This window comes from Thermofilaceae archaeon (assembly GCA_038731975.1).
GTDB lineage: Archaea > Thermoproteota > Thermoprotei > Thermofilales > Thermofilaceae > JANXEW01.
In genome coordinates this window covers 1-25,778 of record JAVYQJ010000001.1, presented here as the reverse complement: position 1 = coordinate 25,778, position 25,778 = coordinate 1, and the positions used below count along the sequence as shown (strand labels likewise).

Sequence of the window (25,778 nt, the reverse complement as noted above, 5' to 3'; positions counted from 1 at the left end):
CGACTCGCAGTAACAGCTATTAAAAAGCGTTTTGAGAAAGTGCCGTGATCCATGGCCCTCTTCAGGCAGCGAGAGCGGCGGTGACGCTGGCGATCCTCGGTTACGCGGCATACTCTGACATTAAGAGCAGAGAGGTTGACGATGCCGTATGGTTGATCCTCGTAATCGCTTCAGCAGCATTAATCTTCCCGGAGCTGGCAACCTTTGATAGGAGTCAGTTAATCCTATACTTCATCTCAGTGTACGTAGCGTTCGCGCTAGGCTTAGCCTTACCGACCCTCGGGTTAATGGGGGATGCAGATTTCCTAGCGATTGCGTGCTTAGGCCTTGCGACACCTCCTGATTGGCGCGCGCCACTCTCATCGATACCTTCCCTCTCCATATTCATTAATGCTCTGCTCGCTTCCTGCTTGTACCCCCTTGCACTGTTCGCCAGAAACCTGCTGCTCGTGATGAGGGGTATCGAGTTGTTCGAGGGGGTGGAGATAAGCACTGCAGGGAAGCTCCTCGCGTTGTTCACAATGACGAAAGTCCCAACGAGAATATACTTGAGCAGGAGGTATGCGTACACTTTGACGGAGATCGCGGAGGACGGTAGGAGGAAGATAGTCTTCCGAGCGAGGATAAGTGAAGCCCCCCAACAGCCGCAGGGCGAGTGGGTTTGGGTTTCGCCCTACATACCCTTCGTTGCCATGCTAACGGTGGGTTACGCCATCCACACCTTTTACGGCTGCATCCTAGAGCTGCTATTTGCGCCATAAGCGAGCAAGCTTATTATGCCTCTCAGGCATTGATAAAGTGGCGGCTATGAAGAAAAACTCGGGTTCAGATAGGTGAAGAGAAGGCTGGTGCGAGCCGCCACTTTTAAGCGCCGCTCAGACAGTCCCTCCGTGGTGGATGCGGAAACTGTACTAAAATTCGTGATGAGGGAGCCCACAGAGGAGGTGCTAACGCCTGAGCGATTAGTTAAGTACCTTGAGGAGGCCGCAGAACTGCGCCACTACATAGGCTTCGAGATCTCCGGTTTCGTCCACCTAGGTACGGGGATTATCAGTATGCAAAAGGTCGCCGATTTTCAGCGGGCTGGCATCAAAACCACTGTGTTTCTAGCGGACTACCATTCCTGGATAAATAGGAAGCTGGGAGGTGATCTATCGACCATCAGGAAGGTGGCGGGAGGCTACTTTAAGGAGGCACTAAAGGTATCGCTCAAGATTGTCGGTGGAGACCCGGACCGCGTGGACTTCATCCTCGGTTCAGAATTCTACGAGAAGCTGGGAGTAGAGTACCTGACTAACGTGATTAAGGTTTCAATGGAGACGACACTCTCCCGCGTGCGCCGATCAGTGACAATCATGGGTAGGCGTATGAGCGAATCCCTCAGTTTCGCTCAGCTACTGTACGTGCCTATGCAGGTTGCCGACATCTTCAGCCTGAAGGTGAACCTGGCTCACGGCGGAATGGACCAGAGGAAAGCCCACGTGATAGCTATCGAGTGCGGAGAGAGGGTGGGCGGCTACACCCCAGTTGCCGTGCACCACCACTTGCTGACCGGTATGAACATAGATGAAGCAGCACGCTCAGCCATCCTGAAGGCTAGAGCCTCCGGCTCCCGCGACGAGCTTGAGGAGGCAATCCTCGAAGCAAAGATGTCAAAGTCCAAGCCTCAAAGCGCGATCTTCATCCACGACAGCCCAGAGGAGATACTGCAGAAAGTGAAGGCCGCCTACTGCCCACCGAGAGAAACCGAGCTTAACCCAATCCTCGAGATCGCGAAGTTCATCCTCTTCCGGGACAGGAAAGAGGAGTTTGAGATTATTAACCGAAAAACCGGCACGAAGACCTCCTTCACCACCTACGATGAGCTGGCTAAAGCGTACACCGAAGGGCGTGTACACCCACTAGACCTCAAGCTGGCTGTAGCTGAAGAACTAGCTCGGATGTTGGAGCCAGCGTTCAAGTACTTCAGGGAGGGCCCTGGTGCAAGGTACCTGGAGGATCTGCGCGAAATATCTATCACCAGGTAGACATCGATTTATACTTTCCACTATTCGTAAAAATGTGGCGACCCTTGTTTACAAGGAGGATTGGAACCTCGCGCGTGAAACCTTCGCAGCGTGGTGGGAGGGCGAAGTTAGAGCCCCGCTCATTCAGGTCGTAGCTCCGCATGATAGCCAACCACCCTACGATGGGTGGGACTTCTGCCGATTCCCCGATCAGCCCGAAATAGCAATAGCGAATTTCGAGAACTGGTGCTCTAAAACTTACTTTGGTGGTTTAGCATACCCAAACCTATGGATAAACTTTGGCGCTGGCATACTAGCAGCCTTTCTCGGGGCCGAGCCAATCTTTACTAACAATACCATGTGGTTTGGTAATCAGCGCGAGAGGGGCATCCGATCCCTGATGGAGCTGAGCGAGGCTGAGCTTGACACGAACAACGTTTGGTGGAAGCGGGTGGAAAACGCCACGAGGAAGGCGCTCGAGGCTCACAAGGGCAGGTTCATCGTCGGAATGACAGACATCGGAGGAGTACTAGACGTGATCGCTGCCTTAAGAGGAACGACGGAGCTTCTCAAGGATCTTTACAGGTGTCCAAACGAGCTTTCGGCAGCCATAGAAAACGTCACGAGATTGTGGATCGATTGCTACGATAGGTTCGCCAGATTAATGACGGAGTACGGCCACGAGGGTACCTCAGCGTGGATGGGGCTTTGGTCGCCAAAAAGGTGGTACCCGCTGCAGTGCGACATATCCTACATGCTTTCACCCGCAAAGTTCGAGGGGTTCGTCGTCCCGCACCTTCGTGAGCAATGTGAGCACCTCGATCACCCGGTATACCACTGGGATGGTCCGGGCCAGCTAGTCCACACAGAACTCCTGTTAAAGCTGAATTTTGCAGCTATGCAGTGGGTTCCAGGTGCTCGCGAAGAGCTCAGCGGCAACGATTGCGGCTCACCGCGGTGGTTCGACCTCTACCGTCATGTTTTAGCGTCCGGTAAAGGTCTGGTGCTCTACATGCCCCCCTGGCGGGTCGAGGGCTTTGTAAAAGCCTTTCCTCGCGCACGCGTTATTGTCCAAACTTGGGCTCCGACCCTGCGGGAAGCTGAAAGGTTGCTAAAGCTGTGCCCCCAGCTCTAAACGGGTACGAATTCCTCCTTTACGCCGTCGTTGCTTATTATGAGGAGGTCCACTCCATCCCCGCTCACAGCGTCACGGCTGAAAGCCGATTTCACTGCCTTTAGTGCGAGCGCCCTAGCCTCGCTTAACCGAAGATCCTTCCTATACTCGCTCTCCACGATGCTTATGGCGAGCTGCGCCCCCGTTCCTACGGCCGCGTAATCGTCCTCTATGGCGGCCCCCAGGGGGTCAAGCACGTATATGTGCGGCCCTTCCTCGTCTATACCCCCCACTATTGTTTCGACTATGTAGGGGGCATATCGGCTGCTACTGTGCAGTATCAGGGAGAGTAGCCTGGCTGCGTTGTACACGCGAGGTTTGAGCCCGCTCTCCAGCTCGAACAGCCTCATCTCGGCCTCGAGCACTCTAGCGAGGGTCTGCATGTCGGCGATGAAGCCTGCGCTGGCTATCCCTATCCTGTCGAGCACTCTGAATACCTTCTTCCCAGTCTTGCTCATAAGCGTAAAACCGTAAGTCACGCGCTTATCCGCTGCTAGAACAACCCCTTCCGGAGTCTTTATCCCCAGAGCTGTGGCGCCTGGGTAGTACTCGGCCACCTACACCACCGATCTGTGGGCTAAGCTAGGGATAAAAACGTTGCCTAGCCACTTCGGTGTAAATGCTGGATGGGCTGGAGCCCGCACCGAGCAGTTGGGAGGAGCTATTCGAGGCTGCGAAGCGTAGAGCATCTAGGGCTGCATCAAGGAGGGGGCGCGATCGATTAGCGTCGATAAAGGGGATAGAGCTATCGAGGATCAGAGCAGCATCGGAGTATGTTAGTCGAAAGCTGCTGAGGGTGGCGCTAGGCATGCCTTTCCTCGACTCGCTTCACCCCTTTTACCGCGAGCTGCTGCTGACGATGATCGATGAGAACACCTACAAGGTTTGCCTTTCGCGTATACGATCCGTCGCAAGACTGGTGCGGAGAATAGCCGCAGAGGCCGCGCGAGAAGTAAGGGCGAGCTCTGAGGAGAGAGAGGCGCGTAAGGCTCGAAAAGCGTTTTTCGGTAGGCTGCAATCTCTCCTCGAAAGCTTGGACGAGTGCTTCAGGCTGATTAGGGAGTGGCAGGGGGAAATTACCAAGCTGCCGTCCATCGACCCTACTTTACCGTCCATCGTTATAGCCGGAGCACCAAACGTTGGGAAATCCTCTCTCCTCAGAGCGATCTCGAGAGCGAAACCCGAGGTTAAGCCTTACCCGTTCACGACGACGAACGTGATCGTCGGTCACCTGGAGCTTGCCAATACGCGCGTCCAAGCTATCGACACTCCGGGCCTGCTCGACCGACCGCTCTCGGAGAAGGGGCCCATAGAGCGGCGCGCGGTTTCTGCGCTGAAGCACTTGAGGGGGGTGACGGTTTTCCTGTTCGATCCTACTCTCAGCTGCGGCTTTCCGCTTGATTTTCAGATGAGGGTTTACAACGAGGTCGAGGAGCTCCTTGGCAGAGGATCACTGATCCTAGTGGCCAACAAGGTCGACATAACCACTCCCGAGCAAGCCTCCCAGCTGGTCAGAATGCTGGGCGACAAGGCGAAGAACTTGATTTTTATCTCGGCGTTAACGGGGATTGGGCTAGACTACCTACTCGAGCGTGTTGAAACCGAATTGCTAGAGGTAATCAAGATGTGATGTGACAGGTAAGTAGCGATCTGGACGCCCGATCAACCTTGATCAGGATGGTCACTTGAGAGTCTGCGAGAAAGCCGAGCTGGGAGCTAAATTTTAAAGTAGGCTTTGCGAACCATCCACCGTGGTTAGGGTAGGTATTATTTCCGACACGCACGACAATCTTTCAGCTGTAGATAAGGCACTTAGCGAATTTGAAAGTCGCAATGTAAAGGTTCTGATCCATGCTGGTGACATCATAGCACCGTTCACTTTAAGGAGAATCCTTGCGCGAGGTTTCGATTTTAGAGGGGTTTTCGGGAACAATGACGGGGAGGTGGTACTCCTGTCAAGGGTAGCGCAGGATCGGGGTGCTATTCTCACACCGCAACCCCTCCTCATTAACATTGAAGGGTTGAGCTTCCTGATCATGCACGGTCTACAGGATCTTCAGGAGACCAAGAACGTTGTTACACGGCTCGCCAACACCGGATCGTTCGATGTGGTGGTCTACGGCCACACTCACGAAATCGATGTGAGAATGGTGGGTAGAACCCTAGTGGTAAACCCCGGCGAAGCCTGCGGCTACCTGACTGGGAGGAAGACGATAGCAGTCCTCGATACAGAGAGTAGGAGTGTCGAGATCGTAGAGATTTAATCAGCCGGGTAAGTTCCGTTCACCCGTCCACGCCGGGAGTATCTCATCATATTTTATCGAGATTTCCACTCGCACCCTTTTACTTTTATCTTTATGGGATAAGCAAGCGTAAGCGGGGCACGATGATCGGAGCGACTATCATGGCCGCGGTGACCGCTGAAACTACTGCTGTAAGTGTCTTTACGATGAACTCGCGGCGCTGGGCTGAGGATCTGTGAAGCATAAGCTTTATTGTCGATACTAACGCTGACCCCCCGTCGAGCGGTACTACTGGCAGAACATTCGTTAAACCTATGGCTGCGTTCATCCAGGAGATCCAAAGTAGCACATAGGTTGTATCCCATCCGCCAGGGGGTTGATTGTAGAAGTGCGATAATAGAAGCAGACGCTGGAAGGCGAGCGGTATTGACAGCAGCTTCCATGCGACTTCGAGCGGATTACCCGATATCAGGGGAAGAGCGTCCTTCAATCCGCCAACGTCTACCAGCTCAATACCGATGAAACCCCTACCCTTATCCTCGGAACGTTTAGTGAAATCGAATCTATCGGCTAGCGTGATCGTCAAACTGCGGTTATCACCAAGCGTTATGGTAACTGCATCTCCAGCCTTCTTCCCCTCCATGGCCGAAAAGAAGCTATCGAGATCTGTAACACGCTTACCATCTACCCACGTTATAACGTCTCCTGGCTTTAGCCCGGCTCTCTCGGCGGGTGAGCCAGGGTATATTCCCGTCACTCCAATACCTTCAACAACGGGCCCCACTCCTGCGAGGAGCTGCGTGAGCAGGAAGAGTGCGAGTGCTGCAACCACTAGGTTCGCGAAAGGCCCGCTGCTATACACTTTGACCTTCACGATATCCTCCGCGCTCTGGAAATCGTCCCCCGGTTCCACGAAGGCACCGAGAGGGAGGCCTAGAAAAACGAGCCCCGCGGACTTGATGGAGAGCCTATTGGCCGCCAGAGCGAGACCGTGCGCCAGTTCGTGCACGGCTACCGCAACAATCAATCCCACAGCACCATAAGTGATCGGGATCAGGGGGTTCAACCCTGGGAGCCCAATGAGCGTCGCTGGGCTCGGCGCCCGCTCGGGAGGGATTTCAAAGGACGCCAGCGTGCTCATCGCCAGCAGCGCCATCCCCGCAATCATGGCTACGACCCACGAAGCCACGGCAACAAACGCTATGTTGCGCATCCTTGTACACGCTAGACGCTTGATGAGATCAACGCATTTCTGGCACTTCAGCATCACTACTGGCCCATAGAGTGATACCCTCCGATCGCCCAGGTACCCTCTAACTAGCATGATCAAGTAGACGGCTACACAGACTGAGAGTGCTGCTAACGTGGCGTCCACGATTTAGCCCTCCCAACTGTGACTGCTAGCTTTTATGAACATATCGTCATCCCCTATCACTTCTAGACTGCGTCGGGAAAGAAGTGAGAAAGAGTGAGAAATGCATTGTTTAGCAGTTTAACCTACAAAAATTTTTTAACAATAGCGCTAGACTAATAGAAAGGTACGCTGAGGGCATAGACGCAGAGAAAACGCTATAGGCGTGCCTTGGGCGAGATGTCGTGATCAATCGATCCTACGATGATGCGTAGCTAGATAGGTCTGCCATAATCAGCAGGGCTCCAACAGCGAAGTTGAAAAGACCGTTAAGGTAGAGATTTAATGCTTCGAGAGTTTGTTCAGCGATGCTGGATGCATAAAGCGGGGGAGCGGAGCGGAATGCTTCACGCGCTCCTTTGACGAATGATAAACCCCTCTCGTACTCTATCAGCACGCCTAAGGCGACTTCTCGCACGAATGGATTCGCAAGCGCATCCACAACGTTCGCTTTAACGAACGTTAACAGCTCGTTGAAAATCTCGAGACCTGCCTCCAGAGCACTTTCAAAATCCCCCTGGCGCGATATCTCCTCGTACTTCGAGTACAAGCCCTTCAGCTTAGCGTTAAGCTCCTTCAGTTCCACGGACTAAACTTCGCTGATAACTAGTTTCCCTTAATCTTTGCAATAAACCGTATTTCACTGGTAACGCGGACCTATATAGCGGAGAACGGTTACTGTTACAGTATCGCTCAAAGCGGCTTGAAATCCGGTCGATGTGAACGGGATGAATGCTTTCGATGCTGAACAGGTCAGGTGTAGCGGTCTCTTCACCTCTCAGAGCTTTGACCCGTCTTCATTCCCATCAATCTAAGGGTTCGATGCTTTTTATCTTTACCATTGAGCCAGGTGATATTCCGTACCTGTCTCTAGCGCTCTTAGGTATAGTGAACTGGCGCGAGTCGGTGTGACGAGTCCTCAACAGCTTCACTTCAACGATAACCTCTGACCCCATGTGTTCCAGGGTTATGCGCGCCCTCTTTACGTCACGTAGGTTGAGGGCCTTCACGATCGATGCCGGTATTAAAACCTGATTGTTTATGTAGACTTTTGACTCATAGGGAAGGGGGGATCTTCCCGTTTCAACCTCGTACCCCATCGTCTAGTAGGCCACCTTTCCACATATATATGGCTTTCCGCCGCGGACCCCCACCTCATCGATTTGTCCCACAATCAGCCCCTCGCTCTCCCGTACTCACCGCAAGAGCAAAGATTCTTTGGTCGGTGAGCCAGAGGACAAGCGCGGAACCTACGGGGTTTTCGGTCCGCGCCTGGTGCGCATCTCACCCTTCACTGGTTTTCCTCGAGGGGCCCGCCCCCCGGCCTCCCCAGCCTTTCGACCGTGGACGTCCAGTGCGGGGCGTTATGATGTCGGCCGCTAAGGGCGGCTTACTCGCCCGCCTCCCAGCGCACCGTCGCCGGTGCGCCAGTTGGGGGTTCACACCCTCATCATGTGCGGCCGCTTGTTCCTCACGCTGCCAGACTGCGGAGGGAATTCAGGGTGAGCTTAAGGTTGAGCCACTTGGTGGAGACCTGGAGACCGGGGGATGGGCCTTGGGGTCAAAAGCTGGTGAAGGTAGAGGCGAAAATACGTGGGCAAAAACCTTATTTCGTTTCTCAACGAGTCGCCCATATGTCTGAAGAGGAGAGGATAGTCCTCGACCCCTGGGGTACATCGCACGTAAAGGATTACGATAGGCTAATGCAAGAATTCGGTATAGAGCCGCTTACAGACGAGCTTGTAAAGCGGTTGCCTTTCCAGCACAGGTTGATCAGGAGGCGCGTGATCTTCGGACACAGAGATCTTGGCTTGATACTGAAGGCGATCGAGGAGGGGGAAAGCTACGCGGTAATGACGGGGATTAAACCTAGCGGTGACTACCATTTGGGGGCTAAGCTGACATCCGAGGAGTTCATTTACTTCCAGTCGCTATCGCCGAAAGCATTCGGCTTCTTTGCGATCGCGGATCTAGAAGCGTACGCTGACAACAGAATCCCGCTGGAGGAGAGCCACCGAATCGCGTTAAGCAACTTAATGGATCTGCTAGCCTTGGGTCTCGACCCCAGGAGGGTGTACGTTTACAAACAATCAGCCGAAATGCCCGTTCTGCGCTTGGCGTTCATCTTTTCGCGCGCTGTCACGTACAACATGATGGAAGCCATTTACGGCCCTAAGCCCTTCGGTTTGTACTTTTCAGCATTGGTGCAGGCGGGCGATATACTCAATCCTCAGCTGCCCCAGCACGGTGGGCCGAAACCAACGATAGTCCCCGTTGGTGCCGACCAGGATCCTCACATCAGGTTAACGCGAGACCTAGCCAGCAAGTTCAGGGAGGAATTCGGGTTCATTCTACCCTCAGCGACGTACCATCGTTTGCTCAGGGACTTGACGGGCCAAGAGAAGATGTCTAAGAGGAACCCCATGGGCATCCTCTACCTAAACGAGCAGCTCAGCTCAGCTAAAGTGAAGGTCATGCAGGCTTTTACGGGCGGACGAGCCACCGCCGAAGAACAGAGAAGGTTGGGCGGTGAGCCTGAAAAGTGCGTCGTTTTTGTGGAGCTCCTCCTCGCTCACTTCCTCGAAGACGATAAACGGCTTGAGGAATGGTACTGGGAGTGCAGAACTGGTCAGATACTCTGCGGGGAGTGTAAGTCCAGAGCCTGGACGATCATCGAACAATGGTTGCGAAACCACCAGGAGAAAAGAAATAAAATGCGAGATTTGGCAGAAAGACTGCTAGAGGAGAAAACGTTGAGCCAGCAGTGGTGAGTAAAAGGGGTACAGGCTTAGTAATAACAGTTGCTACACTGGCCCTAGCCTGCATTACCCTAGCGCGCCCAGAATCCGTGAGCTTCACGCTAGGATTCAACATAACTGATGCGAGAGGACGCCCCATAGCCGGGTTTGACGATCAACAACCGATAGTAACAATATTATTTGGGAATACAACTTTACAGAAGAGATGTTTATCATGTTTATTTGATATCAAAAACATAGAGTTAATTAATGGTACAGCTAATTTCAGGTTCAACTTAACTGTATCGTGGTTAGGGAAGCAAGTCTTCTACCATTCTGAAGCTCTTCCTATCGATTCGTCCATGAACAATACCTTGGTAAAGATTCTTAATGGAATCATTAAAATCAATGCTATAAACCTGGATGTTTACGGCGTCAACGATGAGAATGAAAGGTTGAGCGGATGCCTAATCGAGGTGAGGGAGCTCAAAGCCCAACTAAGGTGCGGCCAAACTGTAACCCTACCCTTTGGTGCCTACAGCTTCACTAATGCCTCTTACGAAATAGTCCCTAACAAGTGGGTCGAGGCGCCCGTGCTTACCAATACCCTGTATGTCAGTAACACTACTTCAACCGCTCAAGTTATGATCGGAGTAGCTGGCAGCTTCTCTATCCATGTGCTGCGAGCTGACGGGTCACCGCTAAGCGGTGCAGGGGTTGAGCTTGTGTACGTAGGCGTGGAGAACGTCACAGTCTTCAGGGGTGTAACACAGGGTGTACCGATTCGACTTCGCAACATACCTTACGGACGCTATCTTGTGACGGTGACGTGGAAAGGCGAACGGCTGCTGCAAACGCTAGTTCAAGTCGACCGAACGGTTCGCAACGTCACTCTGACCACAAGGGTCATACCAACCGTTGCACTGACCGTGCTCGATGCCGACCGTCAACCGATCACAGGTTTGACTCTAAGAATCGTTGGCCCGGCACGCGATACTCTAGCTTCCACTGACGCTTCGGGACGCATACTCATCCAGGACGTAGTTGAGGGCCTCTACACCCTCAGTTTCACTTGGATGAACCGAACCATCACCAGGCAGGTTTACGTGAGACCTGGCGACGTATTCGTCGACCTACCGCTCCGCCGTCTCACCCTCAAACTTACTCCGAACGAAAGGTGCGGTGATCGGTGCACACTCCCTCCAGGCTTAACCGTGAGGGTGCTCTACAGAAACGCGGTGCTTGTGGAGGATGTTACGGATCACCCAACGAGTACCGCGGAATTCGCGTTGCCAAACTACGTTTTAACTGACGAGCTCCTCAAGCTGGAGGTTAGCTGGAACGGTACGCTGCTGATGGTCCACAGCTTCACCCCGTTCGAGAGGGTGATGGTCTTTGAACTGCGCTTCTTCGAGCTCTCAATCAAAATCACCGATGCAAGGGGCAACCCTCTCCCAAGAGCGCTGGTTGTAGTCACAGACTCGCTGGGGAAGAGGCGATTCACCAGCGACGTGCAAGGCTTGGTTGAAGCTAGGTACCTTTACGGGGATGCTGCGCTGATTGAAGTGTTATGGGGCAACATCACCGTTGGTAAGCACCTTGCCGATGCCGCGTCGGGGCAGATTACGTTAAACACGTACGTGTACCCCATGTTGGTGGAAGTCGAAGGGGTTCTCGGACCGGTAGCGAGCGCGCAAGTGACAGTCTTAGTCAAGGGCTTCGACTATAGTTTCAACACGAGCGCGATCACCGGTTACGACGGTAGGGTTGAAGTGAAAGTACCCTTCCTCCCGGGCTCCAACTCTACTCTCACCGTCACGAAAGGTAGGATCACCTCTCAGAGGCTTCTATCGCTTAGAGATCTGACCAGCGGAGACCCAGTGAAAGTGAAACTAGACCTACTGGTGGATTACGGCTGGATACAGCTTAGAACCGGAGAGCTTATTGTGCTAGGCACTGCGCTAGCCATCTCATTGGCAGCTACACTCTTTGCCTACAGATACATCTCCACCCGGCGTGCAGTTAAACAGGTTTTCATAACGTACGGGGGAGAGCTCGAGGAAGAGGAAGAAAGGGGAAGAGGTGTGTTTAGCAGGTTGAAAGGCGTGTTTGAAGCAGAGCGCGTAGAAGAGGAGGAGGAAGAGGAAGGACTCTTCTATGAAGAGTTTTAACGCTCGCCGAATCACTCGTGTCGGTGACGAATTTCCGCTGGTAGGTCACATAGCGTTCGGGATCATAGATAGGGGGACAAACCTCCTCCAGATTCGCCCAACAAGCCTTTGCCCTCTCTCGTGCATATTCTGCTCCGTCGACGCGGGACCCGGATCCAAGCACAGAGCCACAGAGTACGTTCTGGATGTGGAACCATTGCTCAGCTGGCTCGATCGGGTGGTGGCTGAGAAGGGCGTCAGCAAGATCCACGCGTACATCGACGCAGCCGGCGACCCTCTCATGCATCCGCAGATAGTTGAGCTCGTAGCCCAGCTGCGGGAAAAGCCATACGTGGAGACAATCGCGATGGAGACTCACGGAGCGCTACTAACGGAGCGGCTCGCGGATAAGCTGGACGAGGCCGGCCTGGACCGGCTCAACCTCTCACTCGACGCTCTGGACCCTCAGCTCGCGAAGTTCCTCAGCGGTACCGAATGGTTCGACGTCAGCAGAGTAATCAAAGTGGCCGAGTACATAGCTTCCTCGCTGAGGATGGATCTGCTGATCGCACCCGTCTGGGTCCCCGGCATCAACGACACTCAAATCCCACGCATCATAGAGTGGGCCCTCCGAATCGGGGCTGGCAAGCGCTGGCCTCCTCTCGGCATACAGAAGTACGAGGCGCACAAGTTCGGCCGTAAGCCGAAAGGTGTGAAGCCGATGAGCTGGCGCGACTTCTACGCTGCACTCAGCAAGTGGGAGGAGGAGTATGGAGTGAAGCTCATCTTAAGGCCCCAGGATTTCGGCATAGCGAAAGCGAGGCCTTTACCGCTCCGGTTCAGGAGGCTGGAAAGGGTTAGAGTCACGGTGGTGGGATCGGGCTGGCTTAGGAATCAGTGGCTAGGGGTTGCGCGTGATAGGATAATTACGTTAGTGGGGGTGAAGGGGGACCCCCCTGTTGGTCGAAGAGTAACTGCTACAGTGTTGAGAGCTAAGCACAACATTTACGTAGCTCGCGTTTCATAGCATGGCGAAATCGATGCCCTACGAGCGCCCTCGCGGAACCAGGGACTACCTTCCGGAGGAGTGTAGGGTGAGAAGGAAAGTGATGGAGAGACTGAGATCGGTTTTCGAGAGCTACGGGTACGGTGAAGTCGTAACTCCGGCATTCGAGCACCTGGAGCTCCTCTCGGCTAAAGCTGGGGAGGAGGTGGTGGATCAGATCTACAGCTTCAGCGATAAAGCTGGCCGTAAGTTGGGCTTGCGATTTGAGCTGACGACCCCGATCGCCAGGATCGTCGCTGAAAGAGCCGACCTGTGGAAACCGGTGAGGTTTTACTACATCCAACCTGTCTGGAGGTACGAAGAACCTCAAAGGGGTAGGCTGAGGGAGTTCTGGCAGGCCGGTGTAGAGCTCATAGGCCTTCCGGGCGTAATGGGCGATTCTGAGGTCGTGGCCGTAATGGTTAACGCACTGAGGAAGGCAGGCCTCACGAAGTTCACAGTTCACGTAAACGATAGACGCTTGATCGAGGGCCTGCTCCAATGGGCTGGCCTCGACGCTGAAAGGATCCCCACCGCTCTCAGGGTTATAGACAAGCTCGAGAAGAGGGGCGTTGAGTACGTAAGGAGCGAGCTGGGCAACATGATCCGCGATAGTGGCCGGCTCAGCAGACTGATGGAGTACCTGACCAGTGAGGACCCCTTGAGCCTGCCCATCGACGATCTACCGCCTGCGGCGAGGGAGGGGGCGGTATCGCTGAGGGAGCTGCTGGAAGAGCTCGACGAGAGCTACGGGATTTTAAGTTACGTTAAACCAGACCTCAGCATCGTCAGGGGGCTTGATTACTACACCAGCCTGGTATACGAAACCAAAACGCCGCTGGGCGGCGAGCTGGGAAGCGTGGCTGGAGGGGGTAGGTACGACGACCTCATCAAGCTGGTTGGCGGTCCCCCGCTTCCCGCGACGGGGATGGCAATAGGGGTGGAGAGGCTGATCGAGGCTCTAGAAGCTGAAGGCTCGCTGGACGTGAGAAAAGCCAGGAGGGGCATTATCATCATACCGGTTAAGCGCGAACTAGTGAGGGCTGCTATCCGCATCGCCGAGAGGCTTAGAGATCACGGCCTAAGTACCATCGTAGATTTGACGGGGAGGAAAGTGTCCTCAGCGTTGGAGAGCGCTGATAAGCAGGGCTTCAGGTACGCCATAATAATCGGCAAGCAAGAAGTGGAGAGCGGGCTACTCACCCTCCGCGACTTGGAGAAGTGGGAGGAGAGGAGGATGCCACTAGAGCAACTGCTTAACGAGCTGCTGAGCTCAGCCGAGCAGTAGGAGGGGGCAAACCCTTATCAATGCGAGCTGAACAGCGCTGATCGTGAGCATCGAGCAGCTTCTCCCGAGATACAGCAACCTGGATAGAGGCGGCATGCTCAAGAGGGTACTCACGTACTTCGCCGACTTGGAGGATGCCGCGCAGAGGTACAAGGACACTAGGCTGGAGCGCGAAATCCCCGACCCTCTCCACGGGGTAATCGTTACTGGAATGGGGGGTTCGTTCATCGGCGCGCTCTTCCTCCAAGACCTGCTCTACGATTCCTGGCGGACCCCAATCCTAGCGCTGAGGGAGATCACCCTCCCGGCGTTCGCAGATAAACGCCACTTGCTGGTAGCGGTCAGCTACTCCGGCAACACGGAAGAGACGATACGCGTCCTCGTAGAAGCCCGCCGGAGGGGTATCCCGGTAGTCGCCGTAACATCCGGCGGGTTGATGGCGGAGCTCGCGGAGAAACTGTCGTACCAGCTCGTTCGATTACCATCAGGCCTAGCTCCGAGAGCCGCATTCCCCTATATTGTGACCGCGTTAGCCGCCATCTTGGACGCTTTGGATCCCTCACTTCGCTTGGTGGATAGCATCAAGAGATCCTCCCTCAACCTAGCTCAATGCGGCAGCGACATGCAGCGCCACGCGTTGGAGCTGGCCGACTGGATGCTCAACAACTACGGCGCTAATCGACTGCCGATAATCTACGCTTACAGACCCTACTTGAGCGCGGGTTACAGGTTTAAGACTCAAATCAACGAGAATGCTAAGCTACACGCGTTCTTCTCCGAGATACCGGAGTCGAACCACAACGAGATCATGGGGTGGGAGTCCCCGTCGAACCTTTTCACCGTAGTCATCAGAGCTGAAGAGCCACCCCACATGCTCCACAGAATGGAGTTCCTGCTCGACCTATGGAGCAAGCGGGGCATACCCTATAGGGAGGTTACGCCCTTAGGGGGTAGCAGGCTCGAGAAGCTCCTCTCACTCTTCTTCACTCTGGATCTAACTTCTGTGCTCTTAGCTCTGAAAAGAGGTGTCGATCCAACCCCTGTGGAAACGATCTCGCAGCTCAAAAAGTACCTGGACTCCCGCATTAACATCAGGAGCAGCCTCGACCTGTAGCGGCGGTCAAACGACTACGAGCCCGCGATCCCTAGCGAGCTCCCTGAAGCGCGTTGCATCATCGAACATGAAGACGTTGTTGAAGAGGACATAGGTAGTCAAGCTCTCGGGGTAGCGCTCAACGATACTGACCAGTCTGCTCAGATCCTCGTCCTTGTACTTGTAGCGGTAGTTAACCTCGCCACCCCCGAGCCCGTGCAATCTGAAGTATGCGAAACCGGCCAGGTGCACCGGATCCCGCTTCAACGGGTCTACAACGTGCGTTACGTCCAGCCTGGCCAGAAGCGCCTTCAAAGCATCCGGGTGCTCGTTCCACGTCCCCCTTGGTTCCCAGCCCAGCAGTAGGCCCTCTCTATCTATCGTCGTGAAGAAAGCTTCAACGTTCCCCGCATTCTCGCTAGAGTAGCCGAAGCTGGGCGGCGTCTGGAAGATGCAGACTTTGCAGCCTAGAATCCTGCAGATCCGGAGGGTTCTCGCCCACGCATCGAGCGTTTCCTCGGTTAAGCGGAAGAAGCCGTACCTGTCCACTCGCTCTTTCGGGATTTTCAGACCACTCCGCTTCCAGGTCGGTGAGGACGGCGGGTGCGTGATCGCCTGCCAGGCCTTTACGACGAACTCGAAGCCCGGTGGAGCTCTACTCCTCCACTTCTCCGCGGTCTCCTCCAGCGGAAGCTTGTAGAAGGTCTCCTGCAGCTCGATTACACTGAAGTGCGCGAAGTACGCTTCACGCCCCCCCTTCGCCGACCACCCGCACGTACCTACTTTAATCACGTTGTAATAATGCTCCGGTCCAATTTCAGTCCATCGCTGCAATGACAATGGAAAGTTTTTAACCCTAAATCAGCCGGGGCGGCTGTGGATGAGGACATAATAATCGAAAAGATGCTGCAGGAAATGATTAGAAAGTCTCAGCGGAGGGAGGAAAGCGCATGCCCCAAGGGGGTTGTAAGGTGCGATAGAGAGTACTTCGCCGAGCTCCTCCACAAGTGCAAGGTGGTGCTCGCCGATTTCTGGGCGGAGTGGTGCGGCCCTTGCAGAATGGTTGAACCCATCGTGGAGGAAGTTGCCAGGAAGTACGCATCCCGAATAGCCGTAGCGAAAGTGAACGTAGATGAGAACAGCGACTTAGCCGCAGAGCACGGCGTACTAAGCATACCCACGCTGATAATCTTCAATAACGGCAGAGAGGTCAAAAGGCTGGTGGGGTACTACCCCGGCCTAGCTAGAGAGCTCTTCAGGACCATCGAGAGCCTCATCGCCGACTGAAACTACGTTAAGGAGATCCGGCATCCTACCGCTCTTAACCATTCTCTCGTAGCACCTCCACACTCTTCGCGCGCTCACTAGCCCGGTGAAGAAACCCCTACTCTCGAGCTCCCTCCTAACCTCTTCGACGAAGTCATCAGGGTGTAGATAAGGCTTCGCGTACACAACATCAGTGAGAGCCTCAATAATATCCCTGTTGGTCGGGTAAGGCTTCCTAACACTCCTGCCCCGTTTCTTTCCCGCACGCTTCATCGGGGTCAGATCACCTCCTTCTCTTCACAGGTCAGTAAAGGGGTATTCTTCATTCCGAGAACTCGGTGCTTGCTTGCATTAAATCCTTTCCTTCCTCCGCTACTTGCTGCTTAACTCGTAAACCAGTTCTTTGGACCCATCGTCGAACCGTCTGGTCAACCTGCCTTCAGCGATCATCCTAGTGATCGTACTGTAAAGGTGGGCCGGAGGGATGTTTTTCCTTTTTGCCCATTCGTACAGTTCTGTTTTCGTTGCTCTCCCTCCCTTTTCTTTAAGGAACCTTCGGATGGCAGCTTCCAGATCCCCGCCCGTCCTCACTCCTTCTATCTGATGCACAACCTTAGCCTTCTGCTGATCATCGCTGGAGGGCGGTGCGAAGAAGGCTGTGAGATCCATACTGCTCTGTGCTGATTTGCTGCGCTCCGCACTCATCAGTTGAAAGCGGCCATGAAGGTCTATATGAATGTAGCTACTGCATTCATCCCCCTTAGGTCTCGTCTTTGTGCTCATGCATCTCGGTATTGGTGCGTTTTTCCCGTGAAATCAATACCTGTCTATCTCGTTTGAGTAAAACTAAGTACTCGGATAAGCGTTTTTCATCAATTTTCCTGAAAAGTTTCAAAGCTATATAAACCTCGCCTCGGAATACGCGTAGAACTCCAAACACCTCAATCAAATCGCCGGGCTTTAGATTGAGGAGCTTTTTCGCTTCCTCGTTCCACGCTCTCACCCTTGCTAGCCCATCGCTATCGCCTACAATGACTTCAACTAGCCTTCCCCTATCCTCGACGGCTTCGACCTTTCCCGCTACGCGAACCTTACGCAGCTTCAGGGTTGCCGTGCCAACCCTCAATTTAAACTCTGGATACGCACCTTCCTCATCAACAGTGAGGCTAGCTACCTCGCTCGGCAGCAGCCTAACGTATACGCCTTCAACATCCCTTTCGCTCAGGGACATCTCGGAGGTAACCGTGTTAACCTTTTTAATGCATCACGTAACAGGTGTACGGGGGAACATGGTTAAAGTTAACACAAAGTTGGTAAAATGGGAAGAGGTTGTTGAGTGGTGTAGGCGTCTGGCCGAGATCGTCGAGAGCTCTGGCTTCAAGCCCGACTTAGTGGTATCCATCGCGAGGGGGGGTTACGTCCCCGCAAGGCTCCTCTGCGACTTTCTCGATGTCCACGACCTGGTGAGCATACAAGTGCTTCACTGGGGGAAGGCAGCAGAGATCACGGCTGTTGCGCATGTCAAGTACCCCTACGATATCGATCTAACAGGTAAGCGCGTGCTACTCGTGGACGACATAGTCGATACAGGAGACTCCGTTATCGTGGCGCGGGAGTTCATACAATCTCGGTGGAAGCCTCTAGAGCTGAAGGTAGCGGCTATGCAATGGATCTCCCCCGTGGCTAAAATCAAGCCAGACTTCTACGTGGAGGACGTCAAAGAGTGGATCTGGTACCAATACCCCTGGACGAGGGCCGAGGATACGACGAACTTCTTCGAGAAGATACTGGCGGAGAGGGCGAAGGAGGGGAAGGTCACATGGACGTACGACGAGCTAGTCAAGGAGTTCAAGGAGTGGTACGGCATTGACGTGGGCGAAGCGTACTACAGGTTAGCCATCAGCCGGCTCATACGGGCTGGAAAACTTGAAGAACAAGCTGGAACGTACGTCTTCAGGCCTTGAATGAGCGTCAGCGTCTACAGGGACGGCGGCATCGTAATAGAGTTAAAAGGTCGTAGGATTCTAGTAGATCCAACTTCTTTACCCCGTGAGAAGCCTGACGTTATCTTCGTATCGCACGCCCATAGCGACCACTACAGGATAAGACCCCTTCGAGTCTTAAGCCGAGTCCCGAAGGTGATGAGCAGGGCAACGATGGAGCTGATTGACCCTCGTGGTAGGCTTAACAACGTCATACCGGTTGAGCCAGGCTCCACAGTGGAAGTCGCTGGCACGAGGCTGGAGGTCTTTGACGCAGGGCACGTGCTGGGCAGCTTGCAGCTGATGATCGACGCGGGGGAGCGCGTAGTCTACACTGGAGACTTCAATATTGAGCAGAGGATCATCCTTCGCCCTGCACCTATACTAAAGGCCGACATCTTGATTATCGACGCAACCTATGGTCATCCAAAGTACGTATTTCCGCCGCGCAGCGAAATCTATAGGCAGGTTCTGAGGCTAGCCAGAGAGGCAGCGGAAAAGGGGGTTGGTCTGCATCTCGCCTCTCGTCCTCTTGGAACGGGGCAAGAGCTGACCGCGCTTTTATCGCTGGCAGCAAAACTTGACCCCTTCGTTGAGAAGAGCATCGGTAATCACAACAGGTTGTACGAGAAGTACGGCGAGTATCTCGGTAACTACATCATACATCCCTCGATGCCACCTGAGCGTTCGATAGCAGTGATTTCGCTCTCGAGACATCACGTTAGTAGCGTGGCTGTTCAGTGCACAGGCTGGGCGGTGGGATATGGGATTCCCCTGTCAAGCCATGCCGGCTTCAGCGACCTAATACGCTACGTGACGGCCAGCGGGGCGCAAACAGTTTACGCGTTCTCTGCGCACGCGAAGAGCTTCTCGAGCATTTTGTCACGTGAGATAGGGGTTACTGCATATCCGATATAGCGGGAGTTATCGTGGGCTTGATGCGTAGGGTATTTTAACCCCTGATCCCTTTTCATAGCGATGATAAAAACCGGTGAAACAGCTGAGATAGGCATCATTGGTGGCTCGGGGCTCTACGACCCGGCTATTCTGGAAGATGTTAAAGAAATTAAGGTTTACACCCCTTATGGTGAACCCTCCGACTTTATAGTTCTGGGTACTTTGAAGGGAAGGCGCATCGCGTTCCTGCCGCGGCACGGGCGTAGACACAAGGTGCCTCCGCACAGGATAAACTACAGGGCTAACATATGGGCTCTGAAGGAGCTAGGCGTTCAAAGGGTTGTGGCTGTTAGCGCTGTCGGTAGCCTAAGAGAGGATTACAAACCGGGAGACTTCGTGTGTCCCGACCAGTTCATCGATATGACTAAGAACAGGGTTTACACGTTCTTTGACGGCCCGGTTGTGGCGCACGTTAGCATGGCTGACCCCTTCTGTCCCGAGCTCCGCGAAGTATGCATCACCACCGCTAGAAGGCTGGGCATCTCGATGCACGAGCGTGGCACCTACGTCTGCATCGAGGGACCTCGCTTCTCCACGCGTGCCGAGTCGAGGTTGTGGAGGCAGTTTGGAGCGGATATCATCGGAATGACCCTCGTTCCCGAAGTGAACTTAGCCCGGGAGGCCGGAATGTGCTTCGTGAATATCGCGATGGTGACTGACTACGATGTGTGGGCTGAGCGCCCCGTGACCGCCCATGAGGTTGCTCGAGTTATGGCGGAGAACATCGAGAAGGTGAAGAAGCTCTTATACGAGTTAGTCCCTGCGATTCCGAAGGAGAGGAAGTGTGGCTGCGAGAGGTACTTGACCGAAGCTTTAATGTAAAAATTTTTGTCTAAAATAAATGTTTTTGTTTTAGCTCGGCAAAGTCTTTAAAGCTCTACTCGTCAGTGCGCCGATGGACTACAGGGTTAAGGACCTCAGCCTCGCCCCTGAGGGGAGGCTACAGATTGAGTGGGCTGAAGCGCAGATGCCCGTCCTCCTCGAAATCAGGCGTCGACTTTCCCGCACTCGCCCCCTTGAGGGCTTAAGGGTGGGTGCTTGCCTGCACGTGACAAAGGAGACCGCAGTCCTAGCTAGGACCCTGGTAGCGGCGGGTGCGGAAGTTTACTTAGCCGCTAGCAACCCCCTTTCCACTCAGGATGCGGTAGCTGCAGCGCTGGCGGAAGAGGGGGTACACGTTTTCGCGTGGCGTGGGATGAGTACGCGCGACTACTACGAGGCGCTGGGCCGCGTTATTGCCGCCGAGCCTGACATAACTATGGATGATGGCGGCGATCTAACGGCGATCATCCATAAGCTCCACTACAATGAGGCTGGGGAGGATGTCAGCATCGTAAGGGAGGTAGCGGGGGGAGCGAAGCCCAGCGTTATAGGCGGCACCGAGGAGACAACAACGGGGGTCGTAAGGCTGCGCTCGCTCGCAAAGGAGGGACGACTCCTCTACCCGATCATAGCTGTTAACGAATCTCGAACGAAGTACCTCTTTGACAACAGGTACGGCACTGGGCAGAGTACATTCGACGGTATCATGAGGGCAACGAATCTCCTAGTAGCGGGGAAAACCGTGGTCGTGGTCGGCTACGGATGGGTGGGCAGGGGGATAGCGATGCGCGCCAGGGGTCTGGGGGCAAAGGTGGTGGTAGTCGAAGTCGATCCGGTGAAAGCCCTCGAAGCCTACTACGATGGTTTCATTGTGACCGACATGCTGCAGGCCTCGGAGCTGGGCGACGTGTTCATCACAGCCACCGGTAACATCAACGTGATCAGAGGCGAGCATATGGCCAGAATGAAGGATGGTGCGATCCTGGCTAACGCCGGCCACTTCAACGTTGAGATCTGCATACCCGATCTAGAGAAGCTGGCAGTATCTAAGAGACGGATCAGGCCCTGCTTGGACGAGTACCGGTTAGCCGACGGGCGCCGCCTCTACCTGCTCAGCGAGGGCCGCTTGGTCAACCTAGCGGCAGCGGAGGGGCATCCCTCCGAAGTGATGGATATGAGCTTTAGCAACCAAGCATTGGCAGTCGTTTACCTGGTTAGACGTAAGGGCGAGCTCGCCCCCGGCGTTTACAAGCTACCCAGCAAGATTGACCGAAGGATAGCTCTGCTGAAGTTGAAATCCCTCAACGTTAAACTGGAGAAGCTCACCAACGAGCAAAAGGAGTACTTAAGATCGTGGAAGCTCGGTACATAGTTTAAAATGTCACAGAGCTGGGTGTTGATGCAATGCAGACTGCGAAAGTCCTAACCCTTGACGAACTAACAAGCTTCTGCATTAAGAGGGGCTTCTTTTTCCCAAGCGGACGAATCTACGGAGGTCTAAGAGGCTTCTACGATTACGGCCCGCTGGGAGTCGAGTTGAGGAAGGAGGTCTTGGATGACTGGTGGTACTTCTTCGTCAGGCGTAGATCCGACATAGTGGGGATTCACGGCTCCATCATAACGCACCCGAGAACATGGGAGGCGAGCGGACACGTAGAGGCGTTCTTCGACTTTCTAGTGACCTGCCTGAAGTGTGGGAAGGACTATAGGGCTGACCACCTACTGGAGGATCTGGGCATCCAGCTCGCATCGGTGACCCTTGAGACGCTCTCCTCCGTCATAAAGGAGAGGGGTATCAAGTGTCCTGAGTGTGGTGGGGAACTGGGCAATCCGCAGCCGTTTAACCTGATGTTTACGACGTATGTTGGACCAAAAAGGGAAAAGGCTAATGAGGTGTACCTTAGGCCGGAAACCGCTCAGTTGATATTCATAAATTTTAAGGATGTTTATTACACTACAGGCATGAAATTACCTTTTGGAATAGCCCAAATTGGAGAAGTTTTTAGGAATGAAATATCACCCAGAGGTTTCCTATTCAGATTGAGGGAGTTTACTCAGATGGAGATCGAGTACTTCGTGAATCCCAAGAAACTCGATGATTGCCCGATGTTCGATGAAGTTGCCGAAATTACTATCCAGCTTCTTACAGCTGAGCAGCAAGAGAGGGGTAACAATACTCCCTTGAGGATAACCCTTCGCGAGGCGTACGAAGAGGGATACATTGGGTGCAAATGGCACGCATACTGGATTGGAGAATCGATCGTGTGGTTGACCAGGATCGGGTTGAACCCTGAACGGCTGCGGGTACGGGAGCACGTGAAAGCAGAGCTCGCGCACTACGCTCTACAAACATTCGATGTAGAGTACTACTTCCCCTTCATGGGCTGGAAGGAAATTGAGGGCATCTCCAACAGAAGCGATTACGATCTGCGCAGACACCAGGAGTTCAGCGGGAAAAGCATGACCCTGGAGGATGATGGTGAGACCGTAATACCATACGTAATAGAACCTTCCTTCGGCCTCGAGCGGATCCTGTTAGCCCTCATAACCGACGCGTATAGAGTTGTAGCAGGGAGACCAGTCCTATCCCTCCACGCGAGGGTAGCCCCCATTAAGGTGGCGGTATTCCCGATAGTCAGCAAACCCGATTTCACAGCAAAAGCTAGAGAAGTATACAAGTTGCTGAAGGAACGATTCACCGCGTACTACGAGGAGAAGGGTACGATCGGTAGGAGGTACTACGAGGCTGACGAGATGGGCATCCCTCTAGCCGTAACAATCGATGGACAAACGTTAGAGGATGATACTGTCACAATAAGATTTAGAGATACTAAGGAACAGATTAGAATACCAATCAATCAACTTACTCACACAATAGAAAGCATCCTTGCCAAATGGGATACAGTACCGCAGCGCGCTCGATCCGACTCCTCCAGCACATGAACAACAGTTGCGAAAGCCTTAAGGCCCCTCCAATCAATACTCATACAGCCGGGGTAGCTCAGCGGGTCGGTACCCCCGCGCTATAGAGCGTCCGGCTGAAGACGGGAAACCGGAAGAAACCGGAAGGTCCCGGGTTCAAATCCCGGCCCCGGCACCATTCAGCTGCTTTATTGTGCTGCCTTTAACCTTACGTAAAATTACAGATGAATTTCTTCGTTAGTTATATGAAGTTGTTTATATTTTGTATAGTTTGAATGGATTTTCTTACTATAACTGAGTGTACCTTTTACATGTAATAGAACAAAGCATTTAAGGGCTGTATTGGCACCTTTCAACGATGAAAGTCACCGTAAGCCTGATCAAAGCTGACATTGGAGGCTGGGTTGGCCACAGCACCGTCCACCCCAAGTTAATCGAATACGCGCAGAAGAAGCTTCAGACTGCGAAGGAGACCGGACTTATCATCGATTACTACGTCTTCAACGTAGGCGACGATCTGCAGCTCCTTATGACCCATACAAGAGGTGAGAATAACCCGGAGATTCACAAATTGGCATGGGATACATTCGTTGAAGCAACAGAGAAGATAAGTAGGCCGTTGAAGCTCTACGGCGCCGGCCAGGATCTGTTGAAGGACACCTTCAGCGGTAACGTAAAGGGTATGGGGCCGGGTGTTGCCGAGATGACCTTTGAAGAACGCCGCAGCGAGCCGATCATCGCGTTCGCGGCTGACAAGACCGAACCTGGCGCTTGGAATATGCCGCTATACAAGATGTTTGCAGACCCGTTTAACACGGCAGGCCTCGTAATCGACCCGAGCATGCACGACGGCTTCCGCTTTGAGGTGTACGATGTTATAGAGCACAAGAGTGTTATCATGAATACACCTGAGGAGCTCTACGACCTTCTAGCGCTAATCGGCACTCCCGGCAGATATGTGGTAAGAAGAGTGTTCAGGAAATCTGACAACGAAATCGCAGCTGCCGCTAGCGTCACTAGGCTAAGCTTGATCGCAGGTAGGTACGTGGGCAAGGACGACCCAGTCCTACTCGTTAGAACTCAGCACGGCTTTCCAGCTGTTGGCGAGGTCCTTGAGGCCTTCGCCTTCCCCCACATAGTAGCTGGATGGATGAGGGGTAGCCACCACGGGCCTCTCATGCCTGTAGCACTTAGGCACGCAAAGTGCACTAGGTTCGATGGCCCGCCGAGAGTCGTTGCACTAGGCTTCCAGCTGCATGACGGCTACCTGGAGGGTCCCAACGACCTGTTCGACGACCCCGGCTTCGACTACACCAGGATGGTGGCCCAGCAAATCGCCGATTACCTGAGGAGGCACGGTCCCTTCATGCCTCATAGGCTAGGCCCAGAGGAGATGGAGTACACAACACTGCCAGCAGTGCTTGAAAAGCTGAGAAACAGGTTCAAGCCAGCTGAGGAGTAGCAAGCTCGGTTACCCGTTAATCCTCTTTTTATTCTACATTAACCATTTGAACTGTAGGTACCCTACTCTCCCTGCCTCATCCACAAACGCTATGATGAAACGTTTCCTCACAGAGTGGGAAAGCCGCCCAGCTCTAACGATCTCGATAGGGTCCAGCTTGCTGTCGTAAGGCAGCACATGAACGAGAAACGGAGCGTGCTCCAAACCGGGACCCAACCTATACACGAGGAAGGTCGCTCCGAACTTCATCCCCGATTTGACGACAAGCCCCCTATCCCTCAAATCCTTGTAAACAGCGTACACTTCATCGAAGTTCTCGAAGACCTTTCGACCCACCTCCCTTAGGCTCTCTACACTGACCGCCTTACCCTCCTCATCGACGACCTCAAGAAGGCCCTTCTCAGAGAGGTAGACCGCCTCGAACAACGATAGTTCCAACTCCCGCTCAACGTTAGGAACCTTCGGTTTACTAACGTTGAAGAACTTGCCGTAGAAACCCTCGTTAAAGTAGAGCTCCCTCGCCCTAACCCTATCGAACAGCACAACCCTCCTGCCCAGAAGAACCGCTCGAGTAGCCACGACCTCGCTAGATCGTAAGTACATTTAACCTTTCTTTCCGCTTTACACTACCAGGCAAATTACACGTGGTTAGAGCTTTGAAAATTAAACTAGGCAGACTCGGGGGTCGCATCGAGCTACGGCAGGGCCACGCCGTCATTTTGGGTCGATCGGGATCGGGAAAGAGCAATACCGCGAAAGTTTTAGTATCCGAGATCTCAAAGAGGGGTATACCGGTTCTCGTTCTTGACTGGGCCGGCGAGTACCAGATCCCCGGGTTCACGAGGCTTTCGCCGGGGGAGGATCTCTCCCTGAGCATCATGGGTCCGTATCAATCTTACGACCCCGAGACAGTCGACGTAATCGTCGATCTATTCGATGCGGTCTTTCACTTAACCCCCCCGCAGCTGTTTATGCTGAGAACAGCCGTGAAGCACGCGATGTCGAAGGGCTTCAAGGGGATAAACGGCATCCTCGAGGCGCTGGAGGAGGTTCCGATAAGGTCGTACTACGATCACGAGACCAAAGCGGCCCTGGTCAGAAGGATCAGCCCGATGACTGAGGGTAGGATAGCCCGTGCACTCAACGGTTACGTAGTCGCGGAAAGTTTTTTCAATAAATGCTTCACTGTCGATCTAAGTGTCTTCAAAAGTATTTACGC

Annotated in this window: 27 protein-coding genes and 1 tRNA gene; 19 read left to right on the top strand and 9 right to left on the bottom strand. The window is 53.8% G+C overall.

Going from position 1 to position 25,778, the window contains the following annotated elements; genetic code table 11:
- Nucleotides 1-44: 44 nt before the first annotated feature.
- From QXF46_00140 to QXF46_00130, 3 genes are all read left to right on the top strand, one after another.
- Nucleotides 45-761, top strand: a complete 717-nt coding sequence (locus tag QXF46_00140; GenBank protein MEM0225278.1) for an A24 family peptidase — start codon at nucleotides 45-47, stop codon at nucleotides 759-761.
- Between the two features lie 129 nt (nucleotides 762-890).
- Nucleotides 891-2,027, top strand: a complete 1,137-nt coding sequence (locus QXF46_00135) for a tyrosine--tRNA ligase (protein ID MEM0225277.1) — start codon at nucleotides 891-893, stop codon at nucleotides 2,025-2,027.
- Between the two features lie 34 nt (nucleotides 2,028-2,061).
- Nucleotides 2,062-3,141 (top strand): hypothetical protein, encoded by a 1,080-nt coding sequence (locus QXF46_00130; GenBank protein MEM0225276.1) that lies wholly within the window; start codon nucleotides 2,062-2,064, stop codon nucleotides 3,139-3,141.
- Here QXF46_00130 and psmB read toward each other — a convergent pair.
- On the bottom strand, nucleotides 3,138-3,737 hold the full coding sequence (gene psmB / locus QXF46_00125; protein MEM0225275.1) for an archaeal proteasome endopeptidase complex subunit beta: 600 nt from the start codon (nucleotides 3,735-3,737) through the stop codon (nucleotides 3,138-3,140). The two genes, QXF46_00130 and psmB, sit on opposite strands and share 4 nt — an antisense overlap.
- Nucleotides 3,738-3,799: 62 nt before the next feature.
- Here psmB and QXF46_00120 point away from each other — a divergent pair, with 62 nt between their 5' ends.
- Nucleotides 3,800-4,810: a GTPase gene (locus QXF46_00120; GenBank protein MEM0225274.1), complete on the top strand. Its 1,011-nt coding sequence runs from the start codon at nucleotides 3,800-3,802 to the stop codon at nucleotides 4,808-4,810.
- A gap of 121 nt (nucleotides 4,811-4,931) precedes the next feature.
- Complete coding sequence (locus QXF46_00115) at nucleotides 4,932-5,444, top strand: metallophosphoesterase (GenBank protein MEM0225273.1); 513 nt, start codon at nucleotides 4,932-4,934, stop codon at nucleotides 5,442-5,444.
- Between the two features lie 91 nt (nucleotides 5,445-5,535).
- Here the strand turns inward: QXF46_00115 and QXF46_00110 are convergent, their stop codons facing one another.
- The 3 genes from QXF46_00110 to QXF46_00100 all read right to left on the bottom strand — a co-directional run bounded on the left by QXF46_00110 (nucleotide 5,536) and on the right by QXF46_00100 (nucleotide 7,934).
- The gene (locus QXF46_00110; protein MEM0225272.1) at nucleotides 5,536-6,798 is read right to left on the bottom strand and encodes a site-2 protease family protein; all 1,263 of its coding nucleotides are present in this window, start codon (nucleotides 6,796-6,798) and stop codon (nucleotides 5,536-5,538) included.
- A gap of 235 nt (nucleotides 6,799-7,033) precedes the next feature.
- Nucleotides 7,034-7,420, bottom strand: coding sequence for a hypothetical protein (locus QXF46_00105; protein MEM0225271.1), 387 nt, complete (start codon nucleotides 7,418-7,420; stop codon nucleotides 7,034-7,036).
- 220 nt (nucleotides 7,421-7,640) lie between these two features.
- Nucleotides 7,641-7,934, bottom strand: a complete 294-nt coding sequence (locus QXF46_00100; protein ID MEM0225270.1) for an AbrB/MazE/SpoVT family DNA-binding domain-containing protein — start codon at nucleotides 7,932-7,934, stop codon at nucleotides 7,641-7,643.
- A gap of 534 nt (nucleotides 7,935-8,468) precedes the next feature.
- On the opposite strand from QXF46_00100, the gene trpS reads away from it, so the two are divergent.
- The 5 genes from trpS (at nucleotide 8,469) to QXF46_00075 (ending at nucleotide 15,169) form a co-directional block, all read left to right on the top strand.
- Nucleotides 8,469-9,605 (top strand): tryptophan--tRNA ligase, encoded by a 1,137-nt coding sequence (trpS, locus tag QXF46_00095; GenBank protein ID MEM0225269.1) that lies wholly within the window; start codon nucleotides 8,469-8,471, stop codon nucleotides 9,603-9,605.
- Between the two features lie 329 nt (nucleotides 9,606-9,934).
- Nucleotides 9,935-11,743 carry a hypothetical protein gene (locus QXF46_00090; GenBank protein MEM0225268.1) on the top strand — a complete coding sequence of 603 codons (1,809 nt, stop codon included), beginning with the start codon at nucleotides 9,935-9,937 and terminating at the stop codon, nucleotides 11,741-11,743.
- Entirely contained in the window at nucleotides 11,730-12,749 is a 1,020-nt protein-coding gene (locus tag QXF46_00085) for a radical SAM protein (protein ID MEM0225267.1), read from the top strand. The genes QXF46_00090 and QXF46_00085 overlap by 14 nt, the downstream gene beginning before the upstream one ends.
- A 13-nt stretch (nucleotides 12,750-12,762) precedes the next feature.
- A complete protein-coding gene (gene hisS, locus QXF46_00080) occupies nucleotides 12,763-14,055 on the top strand; it encodes a histidine--tRNA ligase (GenBank protein MEM0225266.1) in 1,293 nt (430 codons plus the stop codon).
- Nucleotides 14,056-14,098: 43 nt separating this feature from the next.
- Nucleotides 14,099-15,169, top strand: a complete 1,071-nt coding sequence (locus tag QXF46_00075; GenBank protein MEM0225265.1) for a bifunctional phosphoglucose/phosphomannose isomerase — start codon at nucleotides 14,099-14,101, stop codon at nucleotides 15,167-15,169.
- A gap of 6 nt (nucleotides 15,170-15,175) precedes the next feature.
- Here QXF46_00075 and QXF46_00070 read toward each other — a convergent pair whose 3' ends face one another.
- Nucleotides 15,176-15,940 (bottom strand): DUF72 domain-containing protein, encoded by a 765-nt coding sequence (locus QXF46_00070; protein ID MEM0225264.1) that lies wholly within the window; start codon nucleotides 15,938-15,940, stop codon nucleotides 15,176-15,178.
- Between the two features lie 84 nt (nucleotides 15,941-16,024).
- On the opposite strand from QXF46_00070, the gene trxA reads away from it, so the two are divergent.
- Complete coding sequence (gene trxA, locus QXF46_00065) at nucleotides 16,025-16,435, top strand: thioredoxin (GenBank protein MEM0225263.1); 411 nt, start codon at nucleotides 16,025-16,027, stop codon at nucleotides 16,433-16,435.
- Here the strand turns inward: trxA and QXF46_00060 are convergent.
- The 3 genes from QXF46_00060 to QXF46_00050 form a co-directional block, all read right to left on the bottom strand.
- Nucleotides 16,388-16,687, bottom strand: coding sequence for a hypothetical protein (locus tag QXF46_00060; GenBank protein MEM0225262.1), 300 nt, complete (start codon nucleotides 16,685-16,687; stop codon nucleotides 16,388-16,390). The two genes, trxA and QXF46_00060, sit on opposite strands and share 48 nt — an antisense overlap.
- 99 nt (nucleotides 16,688-16,786) lie before the next feature.
- Complete coding sequence (locus QXF46_00055) at nucleotides 16,787-17,119, bottom strand: hypothetical protein (GenBank protein ID MEM0225261.1); 333 nt, start codon at nucleotides 17,117-17,119, stop codon at nucleotides 16,787-16,789.
- Between the two features lie 55 nt (nucleotides 17,120-17,174).
- Nucleotides 17,175-17,645 carry an OB-fold nucleic acid binding domain-containing protein gene (locus QXF46_00050; protein MEM0225260.1) on the bottom strand — a complete coding sequence of 157 codons (471 nt, stop codon included), beginning with the start codon at nucleotides 17,643-17,645 and terminating at the stop codon, nucleotides 17,175-17,177.
- 58 nt (nucleotides 17,646-17,703) lie between these two features.
- Here QXF46_00050 and QXF46_00045 point away from each other — a divergent pair, with 58 nt between their 5' ends.
- From QXF46_00045 to fbp, 7 genes are all read left to right on the top strand, one after another.
- Nucleotides 17,704-18,378 (top strand): phosphoribosyltransferase, encoded by a 675-nt coding sequence (locus tag QXF46_00045; GenBank protein MEM0225259.1) that lies wholly within the window; start codon nucleotides 17,704-17,706, stop codon nucleotides 18,376-18,378.
- Nucleotides 18,379-19,314 (top strand): MBL fold metallo-hydrolase, encoded by a 936-nt coding sequence (locus tag QXF46_00040; GenBank protein ID MEM0225258.1) that lies wholly within the window; start codon nucleotides 18,379-18,381, stop codon nucleotides 19,312-19,314.
- 60 nt (nucleotides 19,315-19,374) lie between these two features.
- Nucleotides 19,375-20,175, top strand: coding sequence for an S-methyl-5'-thioadenosine phosphorylase (locus QXF46_00035; GenBank protein ID MEM0225257.1), 801 nt, complete (start codon nucleotides 19,375-19,377; stop codon nucleotides 20,173-20,175).
- 73 nt (nucleotides 20,176-20,248) lie between these two features.
- A complete protein-coding gene (ahcY, locus tag QXF46_00030; GenBank protein ID MEM0225256.1) occupies nucleotides 20,249-21,547 on the top strand; it encodes an adenosylhomocysteinase in 1,299 nt (432 codons plus the stop codon).
- A gap of 32 nt (nucleotides 21,548-21,579) precedes the next feature.
- Nucleotides 21,580-23,118, top strand: coding sequence for a glycine--tRNA ligase (locus tag QXF46_00025; GenBank protein ID MEM0225255.1), 1,539 nt, complete (start codon nucleotides 21,580-21,582; stop codon nucleotides 23,116-23,118).
- A gap of 47 nt (nucleotides 23,119-23,165) precedes the next feature.
- Nucleotides 23,166-23,275: transfer RNA gene (locus tag QXF46_00020), tRNA-Phe, on the top strand.
- Nucleotides 23,276-23,455: 180 nt separating this feature from the next.
- Complete coding sequence (gene fbp, locus QXF46_00015; protein MEM0225254.1) at nucleotides 23,456-24,559, top strand: fructose-1,6-bisphosphate aldolase/phosphatase; 1,104 nt, start codon at nucleotides 23,456-23,458, stop codon at nucleotides 24,557-24,559.
- Between the two features lie 33 nt (nucleotides 24,560-24,592).
- On the opposite strand, the gene endA is transcribed toward fbp, so the two are convergent.
- Nucleotides 24,593-25,138 (bottom strand): tRNA-intron lyase, encoded by a 546-nt coding sequence (endA, locus tag QXF46_00010; protein ID MEM0225253.1) that lies wholly within the window; start codon nucleotides 25,136-25,138, stop codon nucleotides 24,593-24,595.
- A gap of 65 nt (nucleotides 25,139-25,203) precedes the next feature.
- Here endA and QXF46_00005 point away from each other — a divergent pair.
- Nucleotides 25,204-25,778: DUF87 domain-containing protein (locus QXF46_00005; GenBank protein ID MEM0225252.1), on the top strand; the 575-nt coding region annotated here is incomplete at its 3' end.